Consider the following 20455-nt stretch of genomic DNA (forward strand, 5'->3'; position numbering starts at 1 on the left):
AAGAGTGGCTTTTTCTATAAGCAAATGAATCTTTTTAGAAGAACGCGATGCGAATGATAAACGGACTGCCGTATATGGAACGTGCTATGAGGTTATCATTAAGATTGTAAAGCGCCGTTAGATTAACTCCAAATCGACGTGAAATGGGTTGTGAGTAAGTCAAGCCTACTAGTGGTGCCGTAAGGCTGTAACTGGCCGTCTGACCGGTTTGATCTGCCTTGGCTTGCACTGTAGTAGATTCTACTTCGCCATGTAGATACAGATTTGGAATTATAGCTGGTAAGGCTTCATACATTACAAAGCCTCTACCGCCATACTGATTATACGTTTCAATTGGTACAGTAGCGCCCGTATTAGTAATTCCCTTGTAGCGGGTGTAGGTGTACGTCCCGCCAACACCAACGATTAAATGCTCGGTCGCCTGATAGCCAATAACTGGCGAAACGCCAATGCTAGTAGGGTTACCGAAGCGCAACCCGCTAATCCCACCGCCAAACCGCAGGCGCTGTGAGAACGGCAGCGGTTGTCCGTCCACCGTCTGAGTTTTGAGGGGGTCTTTACCCTGGTCCCGACGATCTTCCGGATCTTCGGTAAGTTGCCCGAAGGCGACACTGCTACTTAGTAAAGCTGTGAGTAGCAACAGCTTCTGGATATGATTCATGTTAGTTTTTACAGAATATAAAATCATTGATAATAACGAAATCAGAATGTGAATTCTTTTACGTCTGGGTCATTGAGCAGCCGTTTGATGCACTTTTCGTGGTTCTTCTCCGAGCCGTCTACCCGCCAACGACCAATCATCTGCGCCCCGATACGTTGCTGCTGGCTACGCGTGGGCGAGAGGCCGCATTCTTCAAAAAACTTCTCGTACTGGTTTAGCGTCTTGTTCCGAAATACGGTCACAATCTTGTAGTCGCGTGTTTGATTCCATTTCTGAATTCGCTTTGTGAAATTAACCAACAAGAGCAACGACCCCAGAATGAATACAAAGCCAATCAAAGCAATGTCGTAATGGCCGCTTCCCAGACACATTCCTAAGGCCGATACTGCCCAGGCTGTGGCTGCGGTAGTCAATCCCTTCACCCGATTGTCTTCCCGAAAAATGATGCCTGCCCCCAAAAAGCCGATGCCGTTCACAATGTTAGCGGCAATCCGGTCGCCCGACCCGCCAATCCGGCCCGACACCATGGTGAACAGGGCTGACCCGACGCAAATCATGATCATTGTTCGAAAGCCAGCTGCTTTACCGTGGTATTCGCGCTCGGCGCCAATCAGACCGCCAATAACCAGGGCAATACTCAACCGAATAATATCTTCCTCTGCGAATTCCATTTTATTATAGCCCAATACGGCAGTATACTACGTCTTGTTGCATTTACCAGTTAACGGGCCGATTTATTCCCAATTTTTAGGTCTTACTCTTCAGAGAATGAGCAAGCAGGAGAAACCATAATTCGAAATAAACCGTTAAAAACTAGATAGAGTTTACCCTACTAACTTCGAATGACTCAGACTACGGAAACCGAACGCCGGATCACCGGACCGCTGCGTTCCGTTGACCTCCTCGATCCCAAGCAATTTATCATCATCAAGGGAGCGAAAGTACATAATCTTAAAGGAATTGACGTTGCTATCCCGCGCAATCAGCTGGTTGTGCTTACGGGCCTCTCGGGTTCGGGCAAATCGTCATTGGCATTTGATACGTTGTTTGCCGAAGGGCAGCGCATGTACGTTGAAAGCTTAAGCAGCTACGCCCGGCAGTTTCTGGGCCGGATGGAAAAGCCCGAAGTCGAATACATCAAGGGCGTTTCGCCAGCCATTGCTATCGAACAGAAAGTATCGACCCGCAATCCACGCTCAACGGTTGGAACCTCCACCGAAATTTATGATTACCTGAAGCTGCTTTTTGCCCGGGCGGGCACGACGTATTCGCCTATCTCGGGCCAGGAAGTACGTAAGGACACCGTTACGGACGTAGTTGACTTCATGTACAACTTCGAGGCTGGGCAGCGGGTTATGATCATGGCTCCACTGCACATCCGGGAAGGCCGGACACTGGCGTATGAATTGAACATACTTCTCCAGAAGGGTTATACTCGAATCGTCGCCGAGGACCAGGTATTGCAAATCGAAGACGTTCTGGAAAACGAAGCGCAGGTTAACGAAATCAGCGATAAAGCGCAATCACCGGGCACACTGGAAATTTTGGTGGATCGGGGCACGGTGCTGTACGACGCTGATGGCAAACCCGACGAAGATAATCAGTATCGCTTCTCAGATTCGGTGCAAACAGCCTTCAGCGAGGGTGAAGGCACCTGCCGGGTAGACGTAGTTGGCAAGGAATCGCGCTTCTTCTCCGACAAATTTGAGCTCGACGGTATTGTTTTTGAAGAGCCAAGCGTCAATCTCTTTACGTTCAATAACCCCTACGGAGCCTGCCGCCGATGCGATGGCTTTGGTAAGGTGTTAGGTATTGATCCCGACTTAGTAATTCCTGATAAAAACCTGTCGGTGTTTGAGGGGGCCATTATGCCGTGGCGCAGCGAAAAAATGAGCGAAGAGTTTTTGAAACCCTTACTCAAAAACGGTATTCGCTTTGACTTCCCCATTCACCGGCCTTACAAAGACCTGACACCCGAAGAGCAGGAGTTGCTCTGGACAGGTAATCAATACTTTGATGGCCTCAACGCATTCTTCGCCTACGTCGAGAGCCAGACGTTCAAAGTACAGTATCGGGTGATGCTGTCGCGCTACCGGGGTAAAACGACTTGCCCCGAATGCCGTGGTTCACGACTTCGCAAAGACGCTGGCTACGTGAAGGTTGGCGGTAAGTCTATCACGGATTTAGTCCTGATGCCAATCACAAAAGTGACGGCGTTCTTCCGCGATTTAGAACTGCCGGATCACCATAAGCAGATTGCAAGCCGTATCCTGATTGAAATTCGCAATCGGCTCGATTACATGGAGCGGGTAGGTTTGGGGTATTTAACGCTTAACCGGCTGACGAATTCGTTATCGGGTGGAGAATATCAGCGCATTAAGCTCGCTACGTCACTGGGGTCAGCGTTGGTGGGTTCTATGTACATTTTAGACGAACCCAGCATCGGTCTGCACCCGCGCGATACCAAGCGTCTGGTAAGCGTACTGGAATCGCTGCGTGATATGGGCAATACCGTTATTGTGGTGGAGCACGAAGAAGAAGTCATGCGGGCGGCCGACCAGCTGATTGACATTGGACCCGATGCGGGTTCTTTGGGAGGCCATCTGGTATTTCAGGGAACCTGGCATGAAATCGAAGCCGGTAAAGGGCAGGCAGCGCAGGATGCCAACGCTATGCCCTCGCATACCCTCGACTTTCTGACGGGCCGCGAGGTTGTTCCGGTGCCAACGTTCCGGCGTAAAGCAACGAATTTTATTGAGCTTAAGGGCGCCCGAGAAAACAACCTGAAACGTGTAGATGTGCGGTTTCCGCTTAACACATTGACGGTTGTTACGGGGGTTTCGGGCTCGGGCAAGAGTACGCTGATTCGTAAAGTGCTGTATCCGGCGCTAATGCGTCAGAAAGGTGACGTGGCCGAAGAAGCCGGAAAATACGACAGTCTTGGTGGCTCACTCGACCGGATTTCGGCCGTGGAGATGATCGACCAGAATCCCATTGGTAAATCGTCGCGCTCGAACCCGGTTACGTATATTAAAGCTTACGATTATCTGCGGCAGGTGATGGCCGACCAACCCGTGTCGAAGTCGCGCGGCTACAAACCAAGCCACTTCTCGTTTAACGTTGATGGCGGACGCTGCGAGGTGTGCCAAGGCGAAGGCGAGGTGAAAATCGAGATGCAGTTCATGGCCGACATTTACCTCAAGTGCGAAGGCTGTGGTGGTAAGCGCTTTAAGCAAGAGGTTTTAGAGGTAACCTTGCAGGACAAGAACGTGTCCGACATTCTGGACATGACCGTCGATGAAGCGGTTAGTTTCTTCCGCAAAGCCGACGCGAAGATGGCGGATAAGCTCGTGCCGTTGCAGGATGTGGGCCTTGGTTACATTGGCTTAGGCCAATCCGCCAATACGCTCTCGGGGGGCGAAGCACAGCGGGTTAAGCTGGCGTCATTCCTGAGCAAAGGAAACCCAAACAAAGGGAGTACGCTGTTCATTTTTGATGAACCGACAACGGGTCTGCATTTTCATGACATTCGTAAGCTGCTTTCGGCGATCAATGCACTTGTTGATCAGGGCGATTCGGTCATCATCATTGAGCACAACATGGAAGTTATCAAAAGCGCCGACCATATCATTGACTTAGGGCCGGAAGGTGGCGAAACAGGTGGCTACGTTACGTTTACCGGCACACCCGAAGAAATGGTGAAGCTGCCCGAGGGCGAGAACTACACGGCGGATTTTTTGCGCGGCAAGGTGTAGAATCAAGAAATCTTTTTGGAAAGGTGGATGTTTTCGTCCACCTTTTTTGTAAAGTCAGTAATCAAACGATGAGAATGCCTTACTTAATTTCATGTGACCGAATACCTAAAAATATATCATTTATTAGGTAACCAACTTTATCCCTATTTTCGCGGTAGATTTACCTACCGAACATGCTTACCCGATTAAGTTGGTTGTTGCTACTTGTTAGCTTGCCATTTTATGCCCTTGCTCAACTCCAGATTTCGCATCCTATGTCGCGCCTTGTTGTGCAGCGGGGCGCTGATGGCAATGGCCGATTATACGTCTCAGGTCGATTCAACGGCAATGTCGACCGTGTCGAAGCTCAATTAACCGCCGTTGCATCGGGTCAGGGCATCTCCACCGACTGGCAAACGGTACAAACGAATCCAACTAATAACTTATTCTTAGGATACGTAACAGCCGCTGGTGGCTGGTATGTGTTAACCGTGCGGACTGTTGTTGGCAATATTGTAACAGCGCAGGCGTCTGTACAGCCGGTGGGCATTGGCGAAGTGTTCGTAACGGCGGGTCAATCAAACTCAAGGGGGCTCGGCATCGCTGACAATGACTTAGGCACCGCTACCGACCGTGTTAATGCCATTGATTCCATAAATCACGGGTACTACGGCGGTAATGTACTTATTTCTTCGGGCGATCCTTCGCCATTACCTGTTTATAAACCCTTGACGGCCGGTCGACGCATATTTCCAATGGCGGAAAGCTCCTGGGCCTGGGGAGAACTGGGTGATTATATCGTTAATCGATACAACGTACCGGTTGCGTTCTACGTAGCGGGGTGGGATGGCTCAACCATCGAAAACTGGTATAACTCGGCTAACGGAATCCCGACCTGCAACCGGTATAACTGTAGCGCTGGCAACTGGCCTAACTTGCAGCCGTATACGAACCTGAAAAATATTATGAACTATTACCTCTCGATGGCGGGTGTCCGGGCGGTTCTGTGGCAACAGGGAGAGGCTGAGTATGATTTTGATTCGCAAAATACGAGTGTGCCGCAATACCCTGGTCGGTTGACGGGCGTCATTCAAAAATCGCGGCAGGACTTTGGCGGGCGTAACATTCCGTGGGTAGTAGCCCGAGCTTCATTTGATGGGAGCGTAACGCGGCAAGGGGTAATAGACGCCCAAAATCAAGTAATCAATACTGTGGGTAATGTCTTTCCGGGGCCAGCTAACGACAACTTTACGAACCGAAACGCTGGAAAGAACGATGTGCACTTTGGTAATGTCTCACGACCAACACAGCATCCAAGGTATTATCTGAATCCGGCTTCAATTCCGCTTGAGATGGGGTTATCCCGGTTGGCTAACAGTTGGAATAATAGTTTGGATAACAACTTCTTTCAGAATGCCCAACCTATTACACCTACTCAGTTTGCCGTAACCGGAACAATCGCCGATTATGTCCTGGTTGGTTCAACGCTGAACGTATCGTTTGCTGCGCTAGGTAACTTTGCGGGTGATAATCAATGGCAGGTGCAACTGCTGGATTCGTTAGGTAAGTTTCAGGCCGTATTGGGTAACGGGCCAGCCAGTCCTATACAGGTAACCTTACCCGGTTCGTACCAAAGCGGACGTTTTCGGATACGCGTGGTAGCTACGTCGCCGGGCCTGCCTGCCGTGCCCTCCAACTTATTTCGGATTACGACCCAACCGCCACCTACCGATCTGAGCCTAACAATGGGCGTCAACCAGCGGTCGCCGAATGTCAATGAATCGGTAGCTATTACGTTGGTAGTGCGCAATGAAGGCCCTAATCCGGCTACCAACGTCGTTGTTCAGAATCGACTGCCGGACAATCTGGCGTTTGTATCGGCGTCGGGAATGACGGCCAACGGCGGTGTGGTAACGGGTACCATTCCTAATCTTGGAGCTGGAGCCACAACAACCTTAAGCTTCGTCGCTCAACCAACTACACCGGGTACCTACCGGAATACAGCAGAAATTGCCCAGGCATCACCTGGTGATCCCGACAGCCAGCCCAATTCGGGCACGGGCGACGGGCAGGATGATGCCGCCGGATTGGATTTTCGGACTCGTCAGCAAAGTGGCGCCGTATTTACCTCGCCCAATCCCAATCAGGTACCACTACCCGCCGTGAGTAGCAATCAGCCCACGCCTGATCCGGCCAAAGCTGACATGAGCTTGAAGCTGTCGGTGAGCAATCGGGCTCCCGCGCTAAACGAAGTCATTACGTATTCAGTGACGCTGTCGAACCTGGGTGGGGCAACCGCAACAGGACTAAACGTGATTGCTCGCTTATCAGCTGGGCAGCAGTTCGTAGCTGGCGACGATTTTACGCCGATTAATGGTACTGATATTATTGGCGCAACGGGCAGTGTTGCCGCCGGAAGTAGCGTGACAATACGGTTTCGGGCCCTCGCAATAAGTGGAGGACAAGGCACGTGTGCTGCTCAGTTGATTTCGGCTAGCCCTCAGGACCCTGATTCATCGCCAAATAACGGATTTGATAACGGCGAAGACGACACGTCCAGAACAGATATAAGGGTTCGGTAAACTTACTAGCTCGACTAAAACGAGTGTAGTGGGGGAGAAGATGTGCTCCTCTGTTACACTCGTTTTGTTTAGGTCGGCCTTGTACGAAAGGGTATAGGATGTAATTTCGTTAGAATTGCATTCGGTTAGTAGTAAGTATCAGTACAAAAAACGAGTTTCATGCTTTAAGCAATAGCACATCACACGTTTGTAGTTGCCTTTATGAAAACTCAGTGGCTTGTTTTCGGCGTAGCAGGAATCGGGGTAGCCGTGTTGCTATCGTCGTTTCTTGGCGTTTTTGAGAATCAGGTCGATTATAACACGCAAATCAAGCCGCTTTTAAATAAAAACTGCATCGCCTGTCACGGTGGTGTGAAGAAAGCCTCCGGATTTTCACTTCTATTCAAACACGAAGCCTTAGCACCCGCCAAGTCTGGTAAACCTGCTATTGTTCCCGGCGATGCCGACGGTAGCGAAATGATTCGTCGACTCACCCTGACTGACCCAGACGAGCGAATGCCGCTTGATCATCCGGCTCTCAAACCCGAGGAAATAGAACTACTACGTAATTGGATTGACCAGGGGGCCGAATGGGGCGATCACTGGGCTTATCAGCCCGTTGAAAAACCAGACGTGCCGAAAATAGGTACGTTCTGGAGTCGACTCGGACTCGCTCAAAACGACGAAGCGGAATGGGTAAAGAATGAGATTGACCATTTTATTTTGGATAAGTTAAAACAGGAGCAGTTAAAGCCGTCGCCTGAGGCCGATCGCGCTACGCTGATCCGCCGGGTGTCGCTGGATTTAATAGGCTTGCCACCGACTGAGAAAGAAAGTGCTGACTTTATATCAGATAAAGCTCCCAACGCTTATGAAAAAGTCGTTGATCGGCTATTGCAATCACCCGCTTACGGCGAACGCTGGACGGGTATGTGGCTCGACTTAGCCCGATACGCCGATACAAAAGGATATGAGCGAGATCCCGGCCGTAAGATCTGGCGTTACCGTGACTGGCTCATCAACGCATTTAACGAGGATAAGCCGTTTGACCAATTTACAATCGAGCAATTGGCTGGTGATCTACTTCCCGGCACTGATGGCTTACCAACGGACGATCGGCTGATTGCAACGGGTTTCCATCGGAATACAATGACTAACGATGAAGGAGGAACCCAGGACGAAGAATTCCGAATTGCCGCCGTACTCGATCGGGTGAATACAACCTGGGACGTTTGGCAGGGTACCACGTTCTCCTGCGTTCAGTGCCATAGTCATCCTTATGATCCTTTTGTTAACGACGAGTACTATAAGTATGTGGCATTCTTCAACAATAGCCGCGACGAAGATGTGCAAAGTGATACACCAACACTGCGTTTTTACAAACCGGCTGATTCCCTGAAACTAATTGAGTTAAAGCAATACGTAGCGTCGGCGGCTAGTAGCCCAAAGCAAGCACTGGCTGACATTAATCGGTTTACGCGGTTAACTGAGCCAAAGATCAATTCGCACGATTTCGACCAGTACGTAAACGCGTCCTTGATAGACGCGAAATACTTCGGCTTTCAACACAAAGGGGTGGCCCGGATTAAGAATGTAACCCTTACGGACAAACGACGATTATTGATTGCCTGGGGCACGAAGGCCAAACAGGCAACGGTCACCCTTCGGCAGGATAAGCCGGATGGTCCAATCCTGGCCGTGATGCCCGTACCGAAAATGAGCAGCGAATGGAACGATACGATCCAGATGATTCCCCTACCGTCGGTGCAGGCACGTCACGATCTATACCTGTTACTAGATAGTCCTACAACGCCAAAAGACTGGGTGATGATCAAGTGGGTATCGTTTCAACCCGCATTGCCTGGCCAGCCGCAAGACGTTGTAGGCGAGAAAGACAAACTGTTACTAGACCTTCTGAATGCCGATGCTGAACAGACGCCCGTCATGCTTGACGGCTCAGGTGACTTAGCCCGGCAGACACACGTTTTTCAGCGGGGTAACTGGATGGTAAAGGGCAAACGCGTGACGCCCGACGTGCCGAAGTCTTTCCCGCCGATGGACCCTAAATTGCCCAAAAACCGGCTTGGGCTAGCCCGCTGGATGGTGAGTCGTGAACATCCGCTAACGGCTCGGGTGGCTGTTAACCGCTTCTGGGAGCAGCTCTTTGGTACGGGCATCGTCGAGACGGTTGAGGATATGGGCACCCAGGGCATTCCGCCTACCCATCGGGAACTGTTAGACTATCTGGCCGTGGAGTTTATGGAAACGGATCGCTGGAGCGTAAAAGCGTTATTGAAGAGAATGGTTATGTCGGCTACGTATCGGCAACAGTCCAAAGCTACCCCAGAGTTACTAGCCAAAGATCCTTTCAACAAGTTTTTGGCTCGTGGGCCACGCGTTCGGTTGTCGGCCGAAGCCGTGCATGATCAGGCGTTGGCCGTGAGTGGTTTACTAAGCAGTAAGATGTACGGCCCAAGCGTAATGCCGGTTCAGCCCGATGGCATCTGGCAGTCGCCCTACGACGGTGATACCTGGAAGCAGAGCGTAGGCGAGGATCTACACCGCCGGGCGCTGTATACATACTGGAAACGAACGGCACCATACCCGTCGATGGTAACGTTCGATAGTCCTAGTCGGGAGTTTTGTCAATTACGTCGGTTACGAACGAATACGCCTTTACAAGCGCTCGTGACGCTTAATGACCCGGTGTACGTCGAAGCGGCTCAGCAGCTGGCCGAGTATATGCAACAACAGGCCCGTTCGCCCGAAGGACAGATTCAGGCCGGATTCCGGCGCCTTATGCTGCGTGATATGGCACCGAGAAAGTTAGCGGTGTTAACACGTCTGTATAAAACGACGGAACAGCATTACCGCCAGAAACCCGATGAAGTGAAGAAACTTGTCAATTGTATGGGTGCAACGCCACAGTTAGCGGCTTTAACCGTAACGGCGAACACCATGCTGAATTTAGATGAAGTAATAACAAAGGAATAAACTGTAATATACGAGCATGAGCAGCATAAAGGCCTCTTAAACCTCTGCTGTAGCTCTGTCACCCCGTGTTTAGATATATAACGATATGAATAAACTCTTGCAAGAACTTCAACGAGCCGCTGCTGAACGCGAAACCCGGCGGCATTTTTTACATACCTGCTCAACCGGTTTAGGGGCAATGGCCCTCAGTTCTGTACTGGCTAGCTGTGGCCTGTCGGACGAGGGTGGGCAGAAGCCAGTAAGTGGTTCCTTGCAAGCGACTCCAGATGGCCCTCTTCCTGCTCAGTATACACCGAAAGCAAAACGGGTAATCTATATTCATATGGCGGGTTCTCCGAGTCAGCTGGAGCTATTCGATTATAAACCCGAGTTAGTTAAGTACAACGGCAAAGACTGCCCGCAGGAGTTGCTGGAAGGTAAAAAGTTTGCGTTTATCCGGGGCGTTCCTAAAATGCTTGGGCCACAAGGCAAATTTGCCCAGCATGGTCAGTCGGGGGCGTGGGTGTCTGACTACCTGCCGCATTTGCCGGGCGTTGTGGATGACATTACGTTTCTGAAAGCTATGCACACCGACCAGTTCAACCACGCGCCCGCCCAACTGCTAATGCATACGGGTAGCGCGCGGCTGGGTCGGCCAAGTATGGGGGCCTGGGTAACGTATGGGCTGGGGAGTGAGAACGACAACCTGCCGGGTTATATCGTGCTGGCATCGGGCGGCAAACAACCCGACGCGGGTAAATCAATCTGGGGAAGTGGTTTCTTGCCAACCGTTTATCAGGGGGTGCAGTGCCGTACGGATGGCGATCCGGTACTGTATGCTTCAGATCCGGCAGGTATGCCCCGTGACGTACGTAAGCAAACCATTGACGCTATCAGCGAGATCAATCAGCAGCAGTACGACGATGTGAAAGACCCCGAAATCTTAACCCGCATTGCACAGTACGAATTGGCCTTCCGAATGCAAATGTCCGTTCCCGACGCTATGGACATCAAAAGTGAGCCTAAATACATCCTGGACAGCTATGGCGCGAACCCAGATAAAGGGTCGTTTGCGCGCAACTGTTTACTGGCCCGCCGATTGGTAGAGCGCGGTGTTCGGTTTGTGCAACTGTTCGACTGGGGCTGGGATACCCACGGTACGAGCGCTGATGGGTCCATTGACATCGGTTTAAAAAATAAATGTAAAGAATCAGACCAGGCCGTAGCTGCTCTACTGAAAGACCTTAAACAGCGCGGTCTGCTGGATGATACGCTGGTTGTTTGGGGTGGAGAGTTTGGCCGGACGCCCATGCAGGAGAATCGAGATGGGCAGGTGCTTCCGTTTATGGGGCGCGATCATCACTTAGATGCATTCACGGTCTGGATGGCTGGCGGGGGCGTTAAGCAAGGCTTTTCGTATGGCGAAACTGACGATATTGGTTATTACGGCGTAAAAGACCAGGTGCACGTCCACGATTTGCAAGCAACAATTCTGCATTTGATGGGCTTCGATCACACAAAGCTGACGTATCAGTTTCAGGGGCGGCCGTTTCGGCTGACAGATGTGGCCGGTAAAATTGTCAAGCCCATTCTGGCGTAACGCGGTATGCCTGATCGCATTTTCCTTATTCACGGATACGTCGAAGACCCCACCATCTTCGACAAACTTGTGCCGTTGTTACCTCCGGCGGACTACGTGCCCGTCAACTTAGCCGACGAATTTCTGCGCTGGCAACCTATAAACTCAGTCGATGCTCGGCAAGTCGCGCAGTACCTAACGAATCAATACAAAATAACGGCTGAAGATACAGTAATAGGCCACTCCATGGGCGGTTGGATCGGCATCCATATTAAGCAGTTGACTGGTGCAGCAGTTGTACAGATATCGACCTGGACGGATCAAGAGAAGATCAAGTTTCCGACCCATAACCTGAGCGTTTTAAGGTTTTTCCTCAAAACAGGCCTCACACAGAGTCGCTTCCTGACGAGCTTTTTCCTGAAACAATACCCGTTTGACGAATCAACCGAATTGTATGCACATTTACTGGACAATGCGAACAAGATGAGTCGACTCTATATTTGGCAGCAACTTCAAACGCTCTTTGCGAAAGTATCGCCATTAACAGTTCAGCCTGATCTACGTATTCATGCGCGTGCAGATAATATCGTTGCTCCGCCCGACGAAACGTTTGTGGAAGTGCCCGGCGATCATTTCAGTCTGGTGTTTCACGCTGAGCTGGTCGCCGAGCCGATTCGCACCATAATCGGTAACCGACCCATAACCGATATCTGGTGACCTAGACTTAAAGAACCTTATTCCAGCACTTTAGGCACTTCGAAAAACCGCTCGTCGTGCTGGGGAGCGTTGCTTAACGCTTGCTCACGGGGGAGATGATTACCAACGACATCTTCACGTAGTGCATTCATCTCCATCGAAATGTGAGTCAGAGGCTCAACACCGGTTGTGTCTACCTCATTAAGCTGTTCCATCCAGGTCAGCACACCGTTAAGGCTAGTAAGCAGATCGGCCTCTTCTTCGGGTTTGACCTCCAATCGTGCCAGATGGGCAATCTTATGAAGCGTTTCCTGATCAACTTTCATGTATGTAATGGATTAAGTCGATACCATTGCTTCTTTACGAAGCTCGGCATCAATAACTTGATAGGTTTCCTGTTTCAACCGTTCCACATCATCTGGTGTCATGCCTACTGTCTCAATAGGCGGATGTACAACCGCCCGCAAGGGATGCCAATGCATACGTACTGGACTTACGTCGGGCAAAATTCGGTAAACGTTCAGTAAGGTTATAGGGACAACCGGCACCTGCTGCTGAATGGCCATGGTAAACGCTCCATCCTTAAATGGAACCATCTGGGGCGGTGATTCAGCGCGGATGCCACCTTCCGGAAAAATCATAATGCTTCGACCCGAAGCCAGCGTGCGAATGGATTTTGTGAGCGAATAGGCCCGGCTGTTAGGCTGGCTGCGATCTACCTGCACATGCAATTTGGCAAACATGTAGCCCAGCAACGGAATATGTTTTACGTCGCTTTTACCCACGAAGGCATAATAATTCTGAATAATAATCCCCATCACCGCAATATCGAGGTAAGAAAAGTGGTTGGCGCAGAATACGTACACTCCTCGTGGCTCGGGTTTAAAACGGTACTCAACCCGGACGGGCATGCCAATGGCAAAGAAAAGGAGCTGCCCCCAAAGTCGATTCACCCTATGCGCCAGCGGTTTCCAGGCTTCGCGCTGCAAGAACACGAATTGCGCCGGAAACAATAGTAAGTAGAACACTACCAGGCAAATGGCGCACCAAATGGTATAAAGTAGTCGCATAGTGGGGGAACCGGGATTTAGCAGATTTATGGATTAACAGGATTTTGTTAATTATTTCTAACTTCCGCTGGGAGCAAAATCCTGTTAATCCATAAATCTGCTAAATCCCGGTTCAGACTTAGTGTTTAAAATGCCGAACTCCGGTAGTAACCATAGCTAAACCGTGCTGGTTGCAATAGTCAATCGAATCCTGGTCGCGAATGGAGCCACCGGGCTGAACCACCGCGGTAATGCCTGCCTGACCCGCAATTTCAACGCAGTCAGGGAAGGGAAAGAAGGCATCAGATGCCATTACGGAGCCGTTCAGATCGAACCCAAACGAATGCGCTTTCTCAATGGCTTGCTTTAAGGCGTCTACCCGCGACGTTTGGCCAACGCCACTCGCCAGTAGCTGCCGGTAGGCCGTACCTCCTTCTTTAGCGAGGACGATGGTATTCGATTTTGTGTGCTTACACACTTTTAGCGCAAACTCCAGCGCCCGCAATTCGCTTTCCGTGGGAGCCTTTTGAGTAACCGTCTTAAACTGGTCCGCCGTTTCGGTCTGGTTGTCCTTGTCTTGCTCCAGCACGCCATTCAGAATGGTTTTGAACATAACCGAAGGCAAGGCTACGGACTTACGTTTCAGTAAAATTCGATTCTTCTTGGACTTAAGCAGTTCTAATGCCTCGGGAGCGTAGTCAGGAGCAATCAGGATTTCCATGAACAGCTTGTTCAATTCTTCCGCCGTCTCCAGGTCTACCGATTTATTGGTAATCACTACACCGCCAAAAGCCGATACCGGATCGCAGGCTAGGGCGTTCAGATACGCTTCTTTAGCGGTCGGGGCAGTGGCAATACCACAGGCATTCGTGTGCTTAATGATGGCGAAAGCCGCTGTTCCGTCGGTGAACTCATCAATTAAGCTAACACAGGCGTCTACGTCGACCAGATTGTTGTACGATAGCTCTTTACCGTGTAGCTTGTCGAACATAGCGTCTAAATCGCCGTGGAAAGTGGCCTGCTGATGCGGGTTTTCGCCATAACGAAGGTGACTCTCCGGTAAATTCCTGAAGTCAGCAAGGCGACTCGATTCGACCCCCAGACCCGAAGTTGCCTCTGCCTCACCGGCAAAATAAGCTTGTATGGCCGTGTCATAGTGTGATGTTATAGCGAAGGCTTCTTTGGCATACTGCCGCCGGTCGCTTAGGTCAGTAGCTCCGTTTTTTTCGGTCAATAAATCAACCACCGCTGCGTATTGATTGCGTGACGAAACGATGAGTACATCGTTGTGGTTCTTGGCCGCAGCCCGTATGAGCGAAATGCCACCAATGTCGATTTTTTCAATGACATCTTCGTCAGAAGCACCAGAGGCAACGGTTTCCTCAAATGGATACAAGTCTACCACAACCAAATCGATAGGGGGAATGCGGTGCCGTTCGGCTTGGGCAAGGTCTTCGGGGAGTTCTCGCCGGTAAAGAATACCGCCCATCACGGCGGGATGCAGTGTTTTCACCCGTCCGCCAAAGATAGAAGGGTAGCCAGTAAGGTCTTCGACGGCCGTGACCGGAATGCCGAGTTGCTCAATGAACGTTTGCGTACCGCCCGTGGAGTAGAGCTTCACATTTTGCTCGTGTAGCAGCCGGACTAAGGGCTCGAGACCGTCTTTATAGAAAACGGAAATCAGCGCGGAGGAAATGGTAAGAGACATGCTATGGGCCGAAACAGGCTCCCGGCTGTTCCAGTGGTTAGTAGGCATAGTAGCCGAAACAGCCGGGAGCCTGTTTCGGCTGGAAGCACAAAGATAACCAAAGGTCGTAACTTTGTCAGCGCCGGACACGTAGTCAACGTAGCCGGCCCTTGTTCACTGATGAGTACATTTAAGAAATTAGCCAGCGATACGGCGCTGTATGGAGTTAGTACCATTCTGGGCCGATTGCTTAATTACGCCCTGGTTCCCATTCAGACGTACGCTTTTGAAAAAGCGGGTTTGCTGGCGTCAAACGTCGAGTTATACAGCTGGGTGGGCGTGTTACTGGTTCTCTATACGCTAGGGCTGGAAACCGCATTCTTTCGGTTTATGGCCCGCTCTAAGAACCAGCCTGCTGAAGAGAAAAGCCGTATTTTCAACCAGTCACTTAGCATCGTTCTGATGGTAAGTATTGTAATAACGAGCCTGCTGGTTGTGCTGGCCCCGCAGATTGCCAACTGGCTCAATTACCCCGGCCAGGGGTTATATGTGCAATGGGCTGCATTTTTGGTGGCTATTGATGCTATTGTAGCCATTCCGTTTGCCCGGCTCCGAGTCGAGAATCGCGCGCGTGAGTTCGTTCAGGCTAAGATTGTCAACATCGTCATTGTCGTTGCGCTGAATGTGTTCTTTCTGGTGTTGTGCAAGGACATATACGAAGGTAAGTATCTGACTAGTTTACAATCTCTCGCCGGTGCCATCTACAAACCACAGATTGGACCTGGTTACATTTTTCTGGCCAATTTGATTGGTAACGGGCTGTATTTTATCATTCTGCGGAAGGCGTTTTCTGGTTTTCGCTTCCAGCTGAGCGGGCCACAGAGCCAGGCACTGATCGTTTATGCGTTTCCCATTATGCTGACCAACCTGGCGGGCGTGCTGAATGCGCTTACCGATCGGCTCTTCCTGCGGCATTCGCTACCGGCCGGTTTTTACCCAGGCCTTTCGTCGGAAGACGTATTGGGTATTTATGGAAACTGCCTGAAGTTGTCGGTTTTTATGGCGTTGGCCATTCAATCGTTCAAGTTTGCGGCTGATCCGTTTTTCTTCTCCCGCGCCGAAGACAAAAACGCACCAACCTTACTGGCGGATGTTACCAAGTGGTTTGTGATTGTCTGCGTCCTGATCTGGGTGGGTGTCAGTCTTAACCTTGATCTGCTGGGGCAACTATTTTTGCGCTCGAAAATGTATCGTCTGGGCTTGGACGTCGTGCCGTTATTGCTGCTAGGCAACCTGCTGCTGGGCGTTTATTATAACATCTCGTTCTGGTTTAAGCTCAGTGACAAAACGCATTTCGGTACGTTGATCACCGTTACCGGAACCGTCGTGACGGTTGTGCTGAACCTACTACTGATTCCTCGTATAGGATACATGGGATGTGCCGTTGCCTTCACTACGTCAAGCTTTGTCATGATGGCTATGTGTTACGTGCTGGGTGAAAAATATTATCCGGTGCCTTACGATGTTGGGTCATCAATTGGGTACATCGTTGGCGCTGGTCTGCTAATCTATGCTTCTCAGCAATTTCCCATTCAGAATCTGTGGCTTGCCGTACCTATCCATCTAGCTCTTTTTGGACTGTTTTTACTGGCCGTATTGGTTATTGAACGTGCTACGTTTCAACCGTTGTTAGCGCGTTTTCGGAAATAGATAACGTTAATTGCTTATTGTCCAAGAGACAGAGTAAAGCGTCTGTAATAACGCACAGCTTATCAATCGGTTGGCCTGATTATTGTTGCATAGTTTGCAATTGTAATCCTGGCTTAATTATGAAAATTATTCACTTTGTTATAAACTTATTGATCGCCATCTTGCGGTTAGCGTTTACGTTTGTACTAGCTACTGCATTTATCTTATTTGTAGTGCCAGGCATCCTTGTTCTACGATTAATCGACACATCGACTTTCATTCACAAGCTCTCAGCCTAACTGGCATTTCGGCATATTGTATAAAATAATCCCCATTATTGACAGACCAGAGCCGTCAATAATGGGGATTATTTTATACAATATTGAACTTTACCTTCTTACATTTTCCTCCATCACTCGAACCGATCGGCTTCGAATGGCCGCAGCTGTGAAGAATCCTGTTGCCTTACGACCGTTAGGATTAGAGTTGATAATGTTGGTTGGTACGTTGGCAGGAGGAGTGGCAAACAAACCACCGTTGGTAATCTGATTACTGAGCTGTTGCCAGAATTCAAAGGCTTCGCCCGTGAGCGACTGTATTTCTACTTTTAATGAATCGTTTAGATTGTATAAACTATCAGGGTTAACCGACTGGCGGAACGGCCGGATAAACACGAGTCCGTCGGTGTCGGCACTGCCAGGAAATGAAGCATCTTTGAGTGTAATAATGTCTCGCGCTTTATTCTGGAGTGTACCATTCCGGAAATAGCGAACCCGGTAATAATCAGTAGCACCCGGAAAATCGCGGGCGAAAAACTCAGCCTGGTAGCCTTCCGTTGACGACAACGGGTTGATTTTCTCTTTTCTAAAAATTATAGAGTCTACCGATGGCACCCGGTTCATTTTTGACGTAGCGGTGTATGTTTCACCCTGAAAGACAATACTCAGGCTGTAGGTGCGGCCAATGCGCCCCAGCGTATCTTTTGCTGCCGGTTGCCACACATAATACCCGTCATTATCGGGGTCCGTGAATGTAAAGCGTTTGCCGGTATTATCAGAAACGGTTACAGTAGCGCCGGATGCTATAGGCGGTGTACGGTTATCAAAATAAGCTGCTGTTTGGGTCAGCCGAATGGTTTGTGGGCCAGGTTGGTCAGTTATCGTTCCGTCGACCGAAAGCTGCGTTGGGCCCTGATCTAACTTAGCGTCGATCACGGTCTCACAGCTAGTGAGCCCGACAACAAAAAGAAGCCCAAAAATGAATAACAGTTGTGCTTTCATAGTTCAAAATCTTCTCCGAAAGAGGCTCCTTAAAATTTAAAATTGTACGTCACCGACGGAATCAGCGTTGCAAAAACAGAATAACGAATGGCTTCCGTTATCCGGGGATTATCTTCATTGGCCTGAAAGTAAACCGAGAAGGGGTTCTTACGGGCATAAACGTTATACACCGAAAATACCCAGTTGTCTTCTTTGCGCTTATTTGGTCGTCGACGGCCCTGTAACGTAGCAGCCAAATCAAGCCGATGATACATGGGGATACGGTAGTTATTTCGGCCGTTGACAACTTGGGCTACAATTCCTTGTACTTCGTAGCGATTGGTCGGAAACGTAGCCGGTGTACCACTGGCCAGGGTGAACGTTGCCGAGAAATTCCAGCGCTTGGCCTGGGGCGGATCAATCAACAATACCGACGTCAGCGTATGCGTCTTATCGAAGCGGGTTGGGAACCAGTTGTTATTGTTGATACCAATTACCTGACGCTCAGTTTTAGCCAGCGTATAGCTGACCCAGCCGTTGACTACGCCCGTTGTACGCTTTATGAAAAATTCAGCGCCGTAGGCCCGGCCCCGGCCGCTCAACAACTCACTCTCCAGGTAACGGTTCAGGATTAGGTTAGCGCCGTCGATATAATCAATCTGATTTTGCAACCATTTGTAATACACCTCCACAGAGGCTTCAAATTCACTGCCGGAGCCATTTACAGAGCGACCAAAGTTTTTGAAGTACCCACCGGCAATCTGATCAGCAATCTGAGGCTTAATGTTGTTTGTTGACGGCGTCCAGATGTCGAGTGGGGTTGAGGCCGTTGTGTTCGAAATCAGGTGAATGTACTGCGCCAGGCGGTTGTAGCTTAGTTTAAGCGAGCTGTTGTTACTCAGCTCATACTTAGCCGAAAATCGAGGTTCCCAGTTGCCATAAGTCTGGATGTTTTCGCCACGTTTGTAAGTTCTGGTAGCAATAATCGGTCGTGAGCTATCAGCAGGGGCGTTCGTGTCGAGGGTGTAGGCCTCGCCTGGACCAATGTAGTTGAACAGCGAATAGCGTATACCGTACTGGAGTTGCAGTTTAGGCGATACTTGTTGCTCGTTGCCAATGTAAAGTGCATTCTCCAGCGCATATTTGCTGGATAAGCCAAACGTGCGAATGTCGCCCGAACTGGCTGCAGTAGCCGTTCCTGGCTGGAAATCGTGTAGAATACTCTGCCCACCAAAAGTTAGGGTACTTTTGCCGAGAAACAGCGAGAAATCGGGCTTGATGCTATAATCAACAATTCGGGAATCGGTGCGAAAATAGTCCTGTGGGTCTTTCCGTTTCAAGTCGCTATCCAGCGAGTAGTCGTAATTGCTGTAGTAGGCGGTAGTATTGAGAAATAATTTATCGCTGAATACATGGTTCCAGCGGGTCGACAGCGTTGTGTTCCCCCAGTTAAAACCAAAGTCGGCCCCAAAAACATCGCGACCCAGGTAACCCGACAAAAACACAGTATTCTTGTCGTTGATACGGTAATTTGCCTTTGCTGTCAGGTCGTAGAAATAAAACCTTGATCCCTTCAAATCGCTGTTTAAAAAGGGCTGAGCCAGAATATCAGCATACGAGCGACGACCAGCAATAATAAAGGAGCCTTTGCCTTTAAACAATGGGCGTTCGTACGATAAGCGGCTAAAGATTAAACCGATACCACCGTTTAGCTCGGGTTTTTTGGCGTTCCCTTCTTTTAGCCGAACGTCCAGTATTGAAGCAATTCGTCCTCCGTAATTTGATGGAATACCCCCTTTGATCAGCTTTACGTCCTTCACCGCATCGGGATTGAACACCGAGAAGAAGCCAAATAGGTGCGACGAGTTATAGACGGGTGCTTCGTCTAGTAAGACCAGATTCTGATCGATGCTGCCACCCCGAACGTTGAACCCGGTCGCTCCTTCACCAACCGTCGAAACGCCTGGCAGGAGTTGAATGCTACGTATGACATCGACTTCGCCGAGTAAAGCCGGAATGCGTTGCAAGGTTTTCACATCAATCCGGTTAACGCTCATCTCAATGTTTTTGACGTTATCGTCTTCGCGCTTAGTCGACACAACCACTTCCTGGAGTTGTTTGCCTTCCTCCTTTAGCTCAACGTCAAGCCGGACATTGCGGTCAGTTAAGGTTACGGATTTGGTTTGTTTCTCATAACCAACGTAGGATATAACCAGGTCATACGTACCGGTCGGCACCGTGACGGCATAGAAACCATAATTATTGGTAACGGCGCCTGTACCTGCTTCTTTTACAAAAACCGATACGCCAATTAATCCTTCACCGTCAGCAGCATCTTTGATATAGCCACTGACCGTAAATCTGCTCTGCGCGTTATTCGGGTTAAGTATATTTTGATTCGTCTGAGCTTCGGTAGGGTTGATAACCACCAGTAGAGCAAGCAGGCCGAATAGGTAAATTAGTACGTTGTGCTTCATAAAGTTAGCGAGGATGGCCACAGGTTTAGTTATTCCTGTGGCCTCGGGTTCCTGATTAACAACGTAAAACTACGATTACGGACTGGTGGA

Annotated in this window: 13 protein-coding genes; 6 read left to right on the plus strand and 7 right to left on the minus strand. The window is 49.9% G+C overall.

Translation table 11 applies throughout. The features are described 5' to 3' along the window. Positions 1 to 34: 34 nt before the first annotated feature. Positions 35 to 661, minus strand: a complete 627-nt coding sequence (locus ACFSUS_RS24020) for a hypothetical protein (RefSeq protein WP_381526636.1) — start codon at positions 659 to 661, stop codon at positions 35 to 37. Between the two features lie 41 nt (positions 662 to 702). Next, positions 703 to 1332, minus strand: a complete 630-nt coding sequence (locus ACFSUS_RS24025) for an MgtC/SapB family protein (RefSeq protein WP_381526638.1) — start codon at positions 1330 to 1332, stop codon at positions 703 to 705. A 171-nt stretch (positions 1333 to 1503) separates the two neighbouring features. On the opposite strand from ACFSUS_RS24025, the gene uvrA reads away from it, so the two are divergent. The 5 genes from uvrA (at position 1504) to ACFSUS_RS24050 (ending at position 12225) form a co-directional block, all read left to right on the plus strand. Next, positions 1504 to 4416 (plus strand): excinuclease ABC subunit UvrA, encoded by a 2913-nt coding sequence (gene uvrA, locus ACFSUS_RS24030; protein WP_381526639.1) that lies wholly within the window; start codon positions 1504 to 1506, stop codon positions 4414 to 4416. Between the two features lie 173 nt (positions 4417 to 4589). Continuing rightward, complete coding sequence (locus ACFSUS_RS24035) at positions 4590 to 6977, plus strand: sialate O-acetylesterase (protein WP_381526640.1); 2388 nt, start codon at positions 4590 to 4592, stop codon at positions 6975 to 6977. Positions 6978 to 7178: 201 nt separating this feature from the next. Next, positions 7179 to 9950, plus strand: coding sequence for a DUF1553 domain-containing protein (locus ACFSUS_RS24040; protein ID WP_381526642.1), 2772 nt, complete (start codon positions 7179 to 7181; stop codon positions 9948 to 9950). An 85-nt stretch (positions 9951 to 10035) separates the two neighbouring features. After that, entirely contained in the window at positions 10036 to 11529 is a 1494-nt protein-coding gene (locus tag ACFSUS_RS24045; protein WP_381526645.1) for a DUF1501 domain-containing protein, read from the plus strand. 6 nt (positions 11530 to 11535) lie between these two features. After that, positions 11536 to 12225 carry an alpha/beta hydrolase gene (locus ACFSUS_RS24050; RefSeq protein ID WP_381526647.1) on the plus strand — a complete coding sequence of 230 codons (690 nt, stop codon included), beginning with the start codon at positions 11536 to 11538 and terminating at the stop codon, positions 12223 to 12225. A gap of 17 nt (positions 12226 to 12242) precedes the next feature. On the opposite strand, the gene gatC is transcribed toward ACFSUS_RS24050, so the two are convergent. The 3 genes from gatC to purH all read right to left on the minus strand — a co-directional run bounded on the left by gatC (position 12243) and on the right by purH (position 14961). Then, a complete protein-coding gene (gene gatC / locus ACFSUS_RS24055) occupies positions 12243 to 12530 on the minus strand; it encodes an Asp-tRNA(Asn)/Glu-tRNA(Gln) amidotransferase subunit GatC (RefSeq protein ID WP_381526649.1) in 288 nt (95 codons plus the stop codon). Positions 12531 to 12542: 12 nt separating this feature from the next. Continuing rightward, on the minus strand, positions 12543 to 13274 hold the full coding sequence (locus ACFSUS_RS24060) for a lysophospholipid acyltransferase family protein (protein WP_381526651.1): 732 nt from the start codon (positions 13272 to 13274) through the stop codon (positions 12543 to 12545). A gap of 118 nt (positions 13275 to 13392) precedes the next feature. After that, positions 13393 to 14961: a bifunctional phosphoribosylaminoimidazolecarboxamide formyltransferase/IMP cyclohydrolase gene (gene purH, locus ACFSUS_RS24065; RefSeq protein WP_381526653.1), complete on the minus strand. Its 1569-nt coding sequence runs from the start codon at positions 14959 to 14961 to the stop codon at positions 13393 to 13395. Positions 14962 to 15120: 159 nt separating this feature from the next. Here purH and ACFSUS_RS24070 point away from each other — a divergent pair, with 159 nt between their 5' ends. Further along, entirely contained in the window at positions 15121 to 16650 is a 1530-nt protein-coding gene (locus ACFSUS_RS24070) for a lipopolysaccharide biosynthesis protein (RefSeq protein ID WP_381526655.1), read from the plus strand. A 368-nt stretch (positions 16651 to 17018) separates the two neighbouring features. On the opposite strand, the gene ACFSUS_RS24075 is transcribed toward ACFSUS_RS24070, so the two are convergent. Next, a complete protein-coding gene (locus tag ACFSUS_RS24075) occupies positions 17019 to 17909 on the minus strand; it encodes a DUF4249 domain-containing protein (protein WP_381526657.1) in 891 nt (296 codons plus the stop codon). Positions 17910 to 17938: 29 nt separating this feature from the next. Then, positions 17939 to 20365, minus strand: coding sequence for a TonB-dependent receptor (locus ACFSUS_RS24080; RefSeq protein WP_381526659.1), 2427 nt, complete (start codon positions 20363 to 20365; stop codon positions 17939 to 17941). Positions 20366 to 20455: the final 90 nt, after the last annotated feature.

This window comes from Spirosoma soli (assembly GCF_042684525.1).
In the GTDB taxonomy this organism is placed as follows: domain Bacteria; phylum Bacteroidota; class Bacteroidia; order Cytophagales; family Spirosomataceae; genus Spirosoma; species Spirosoma soli.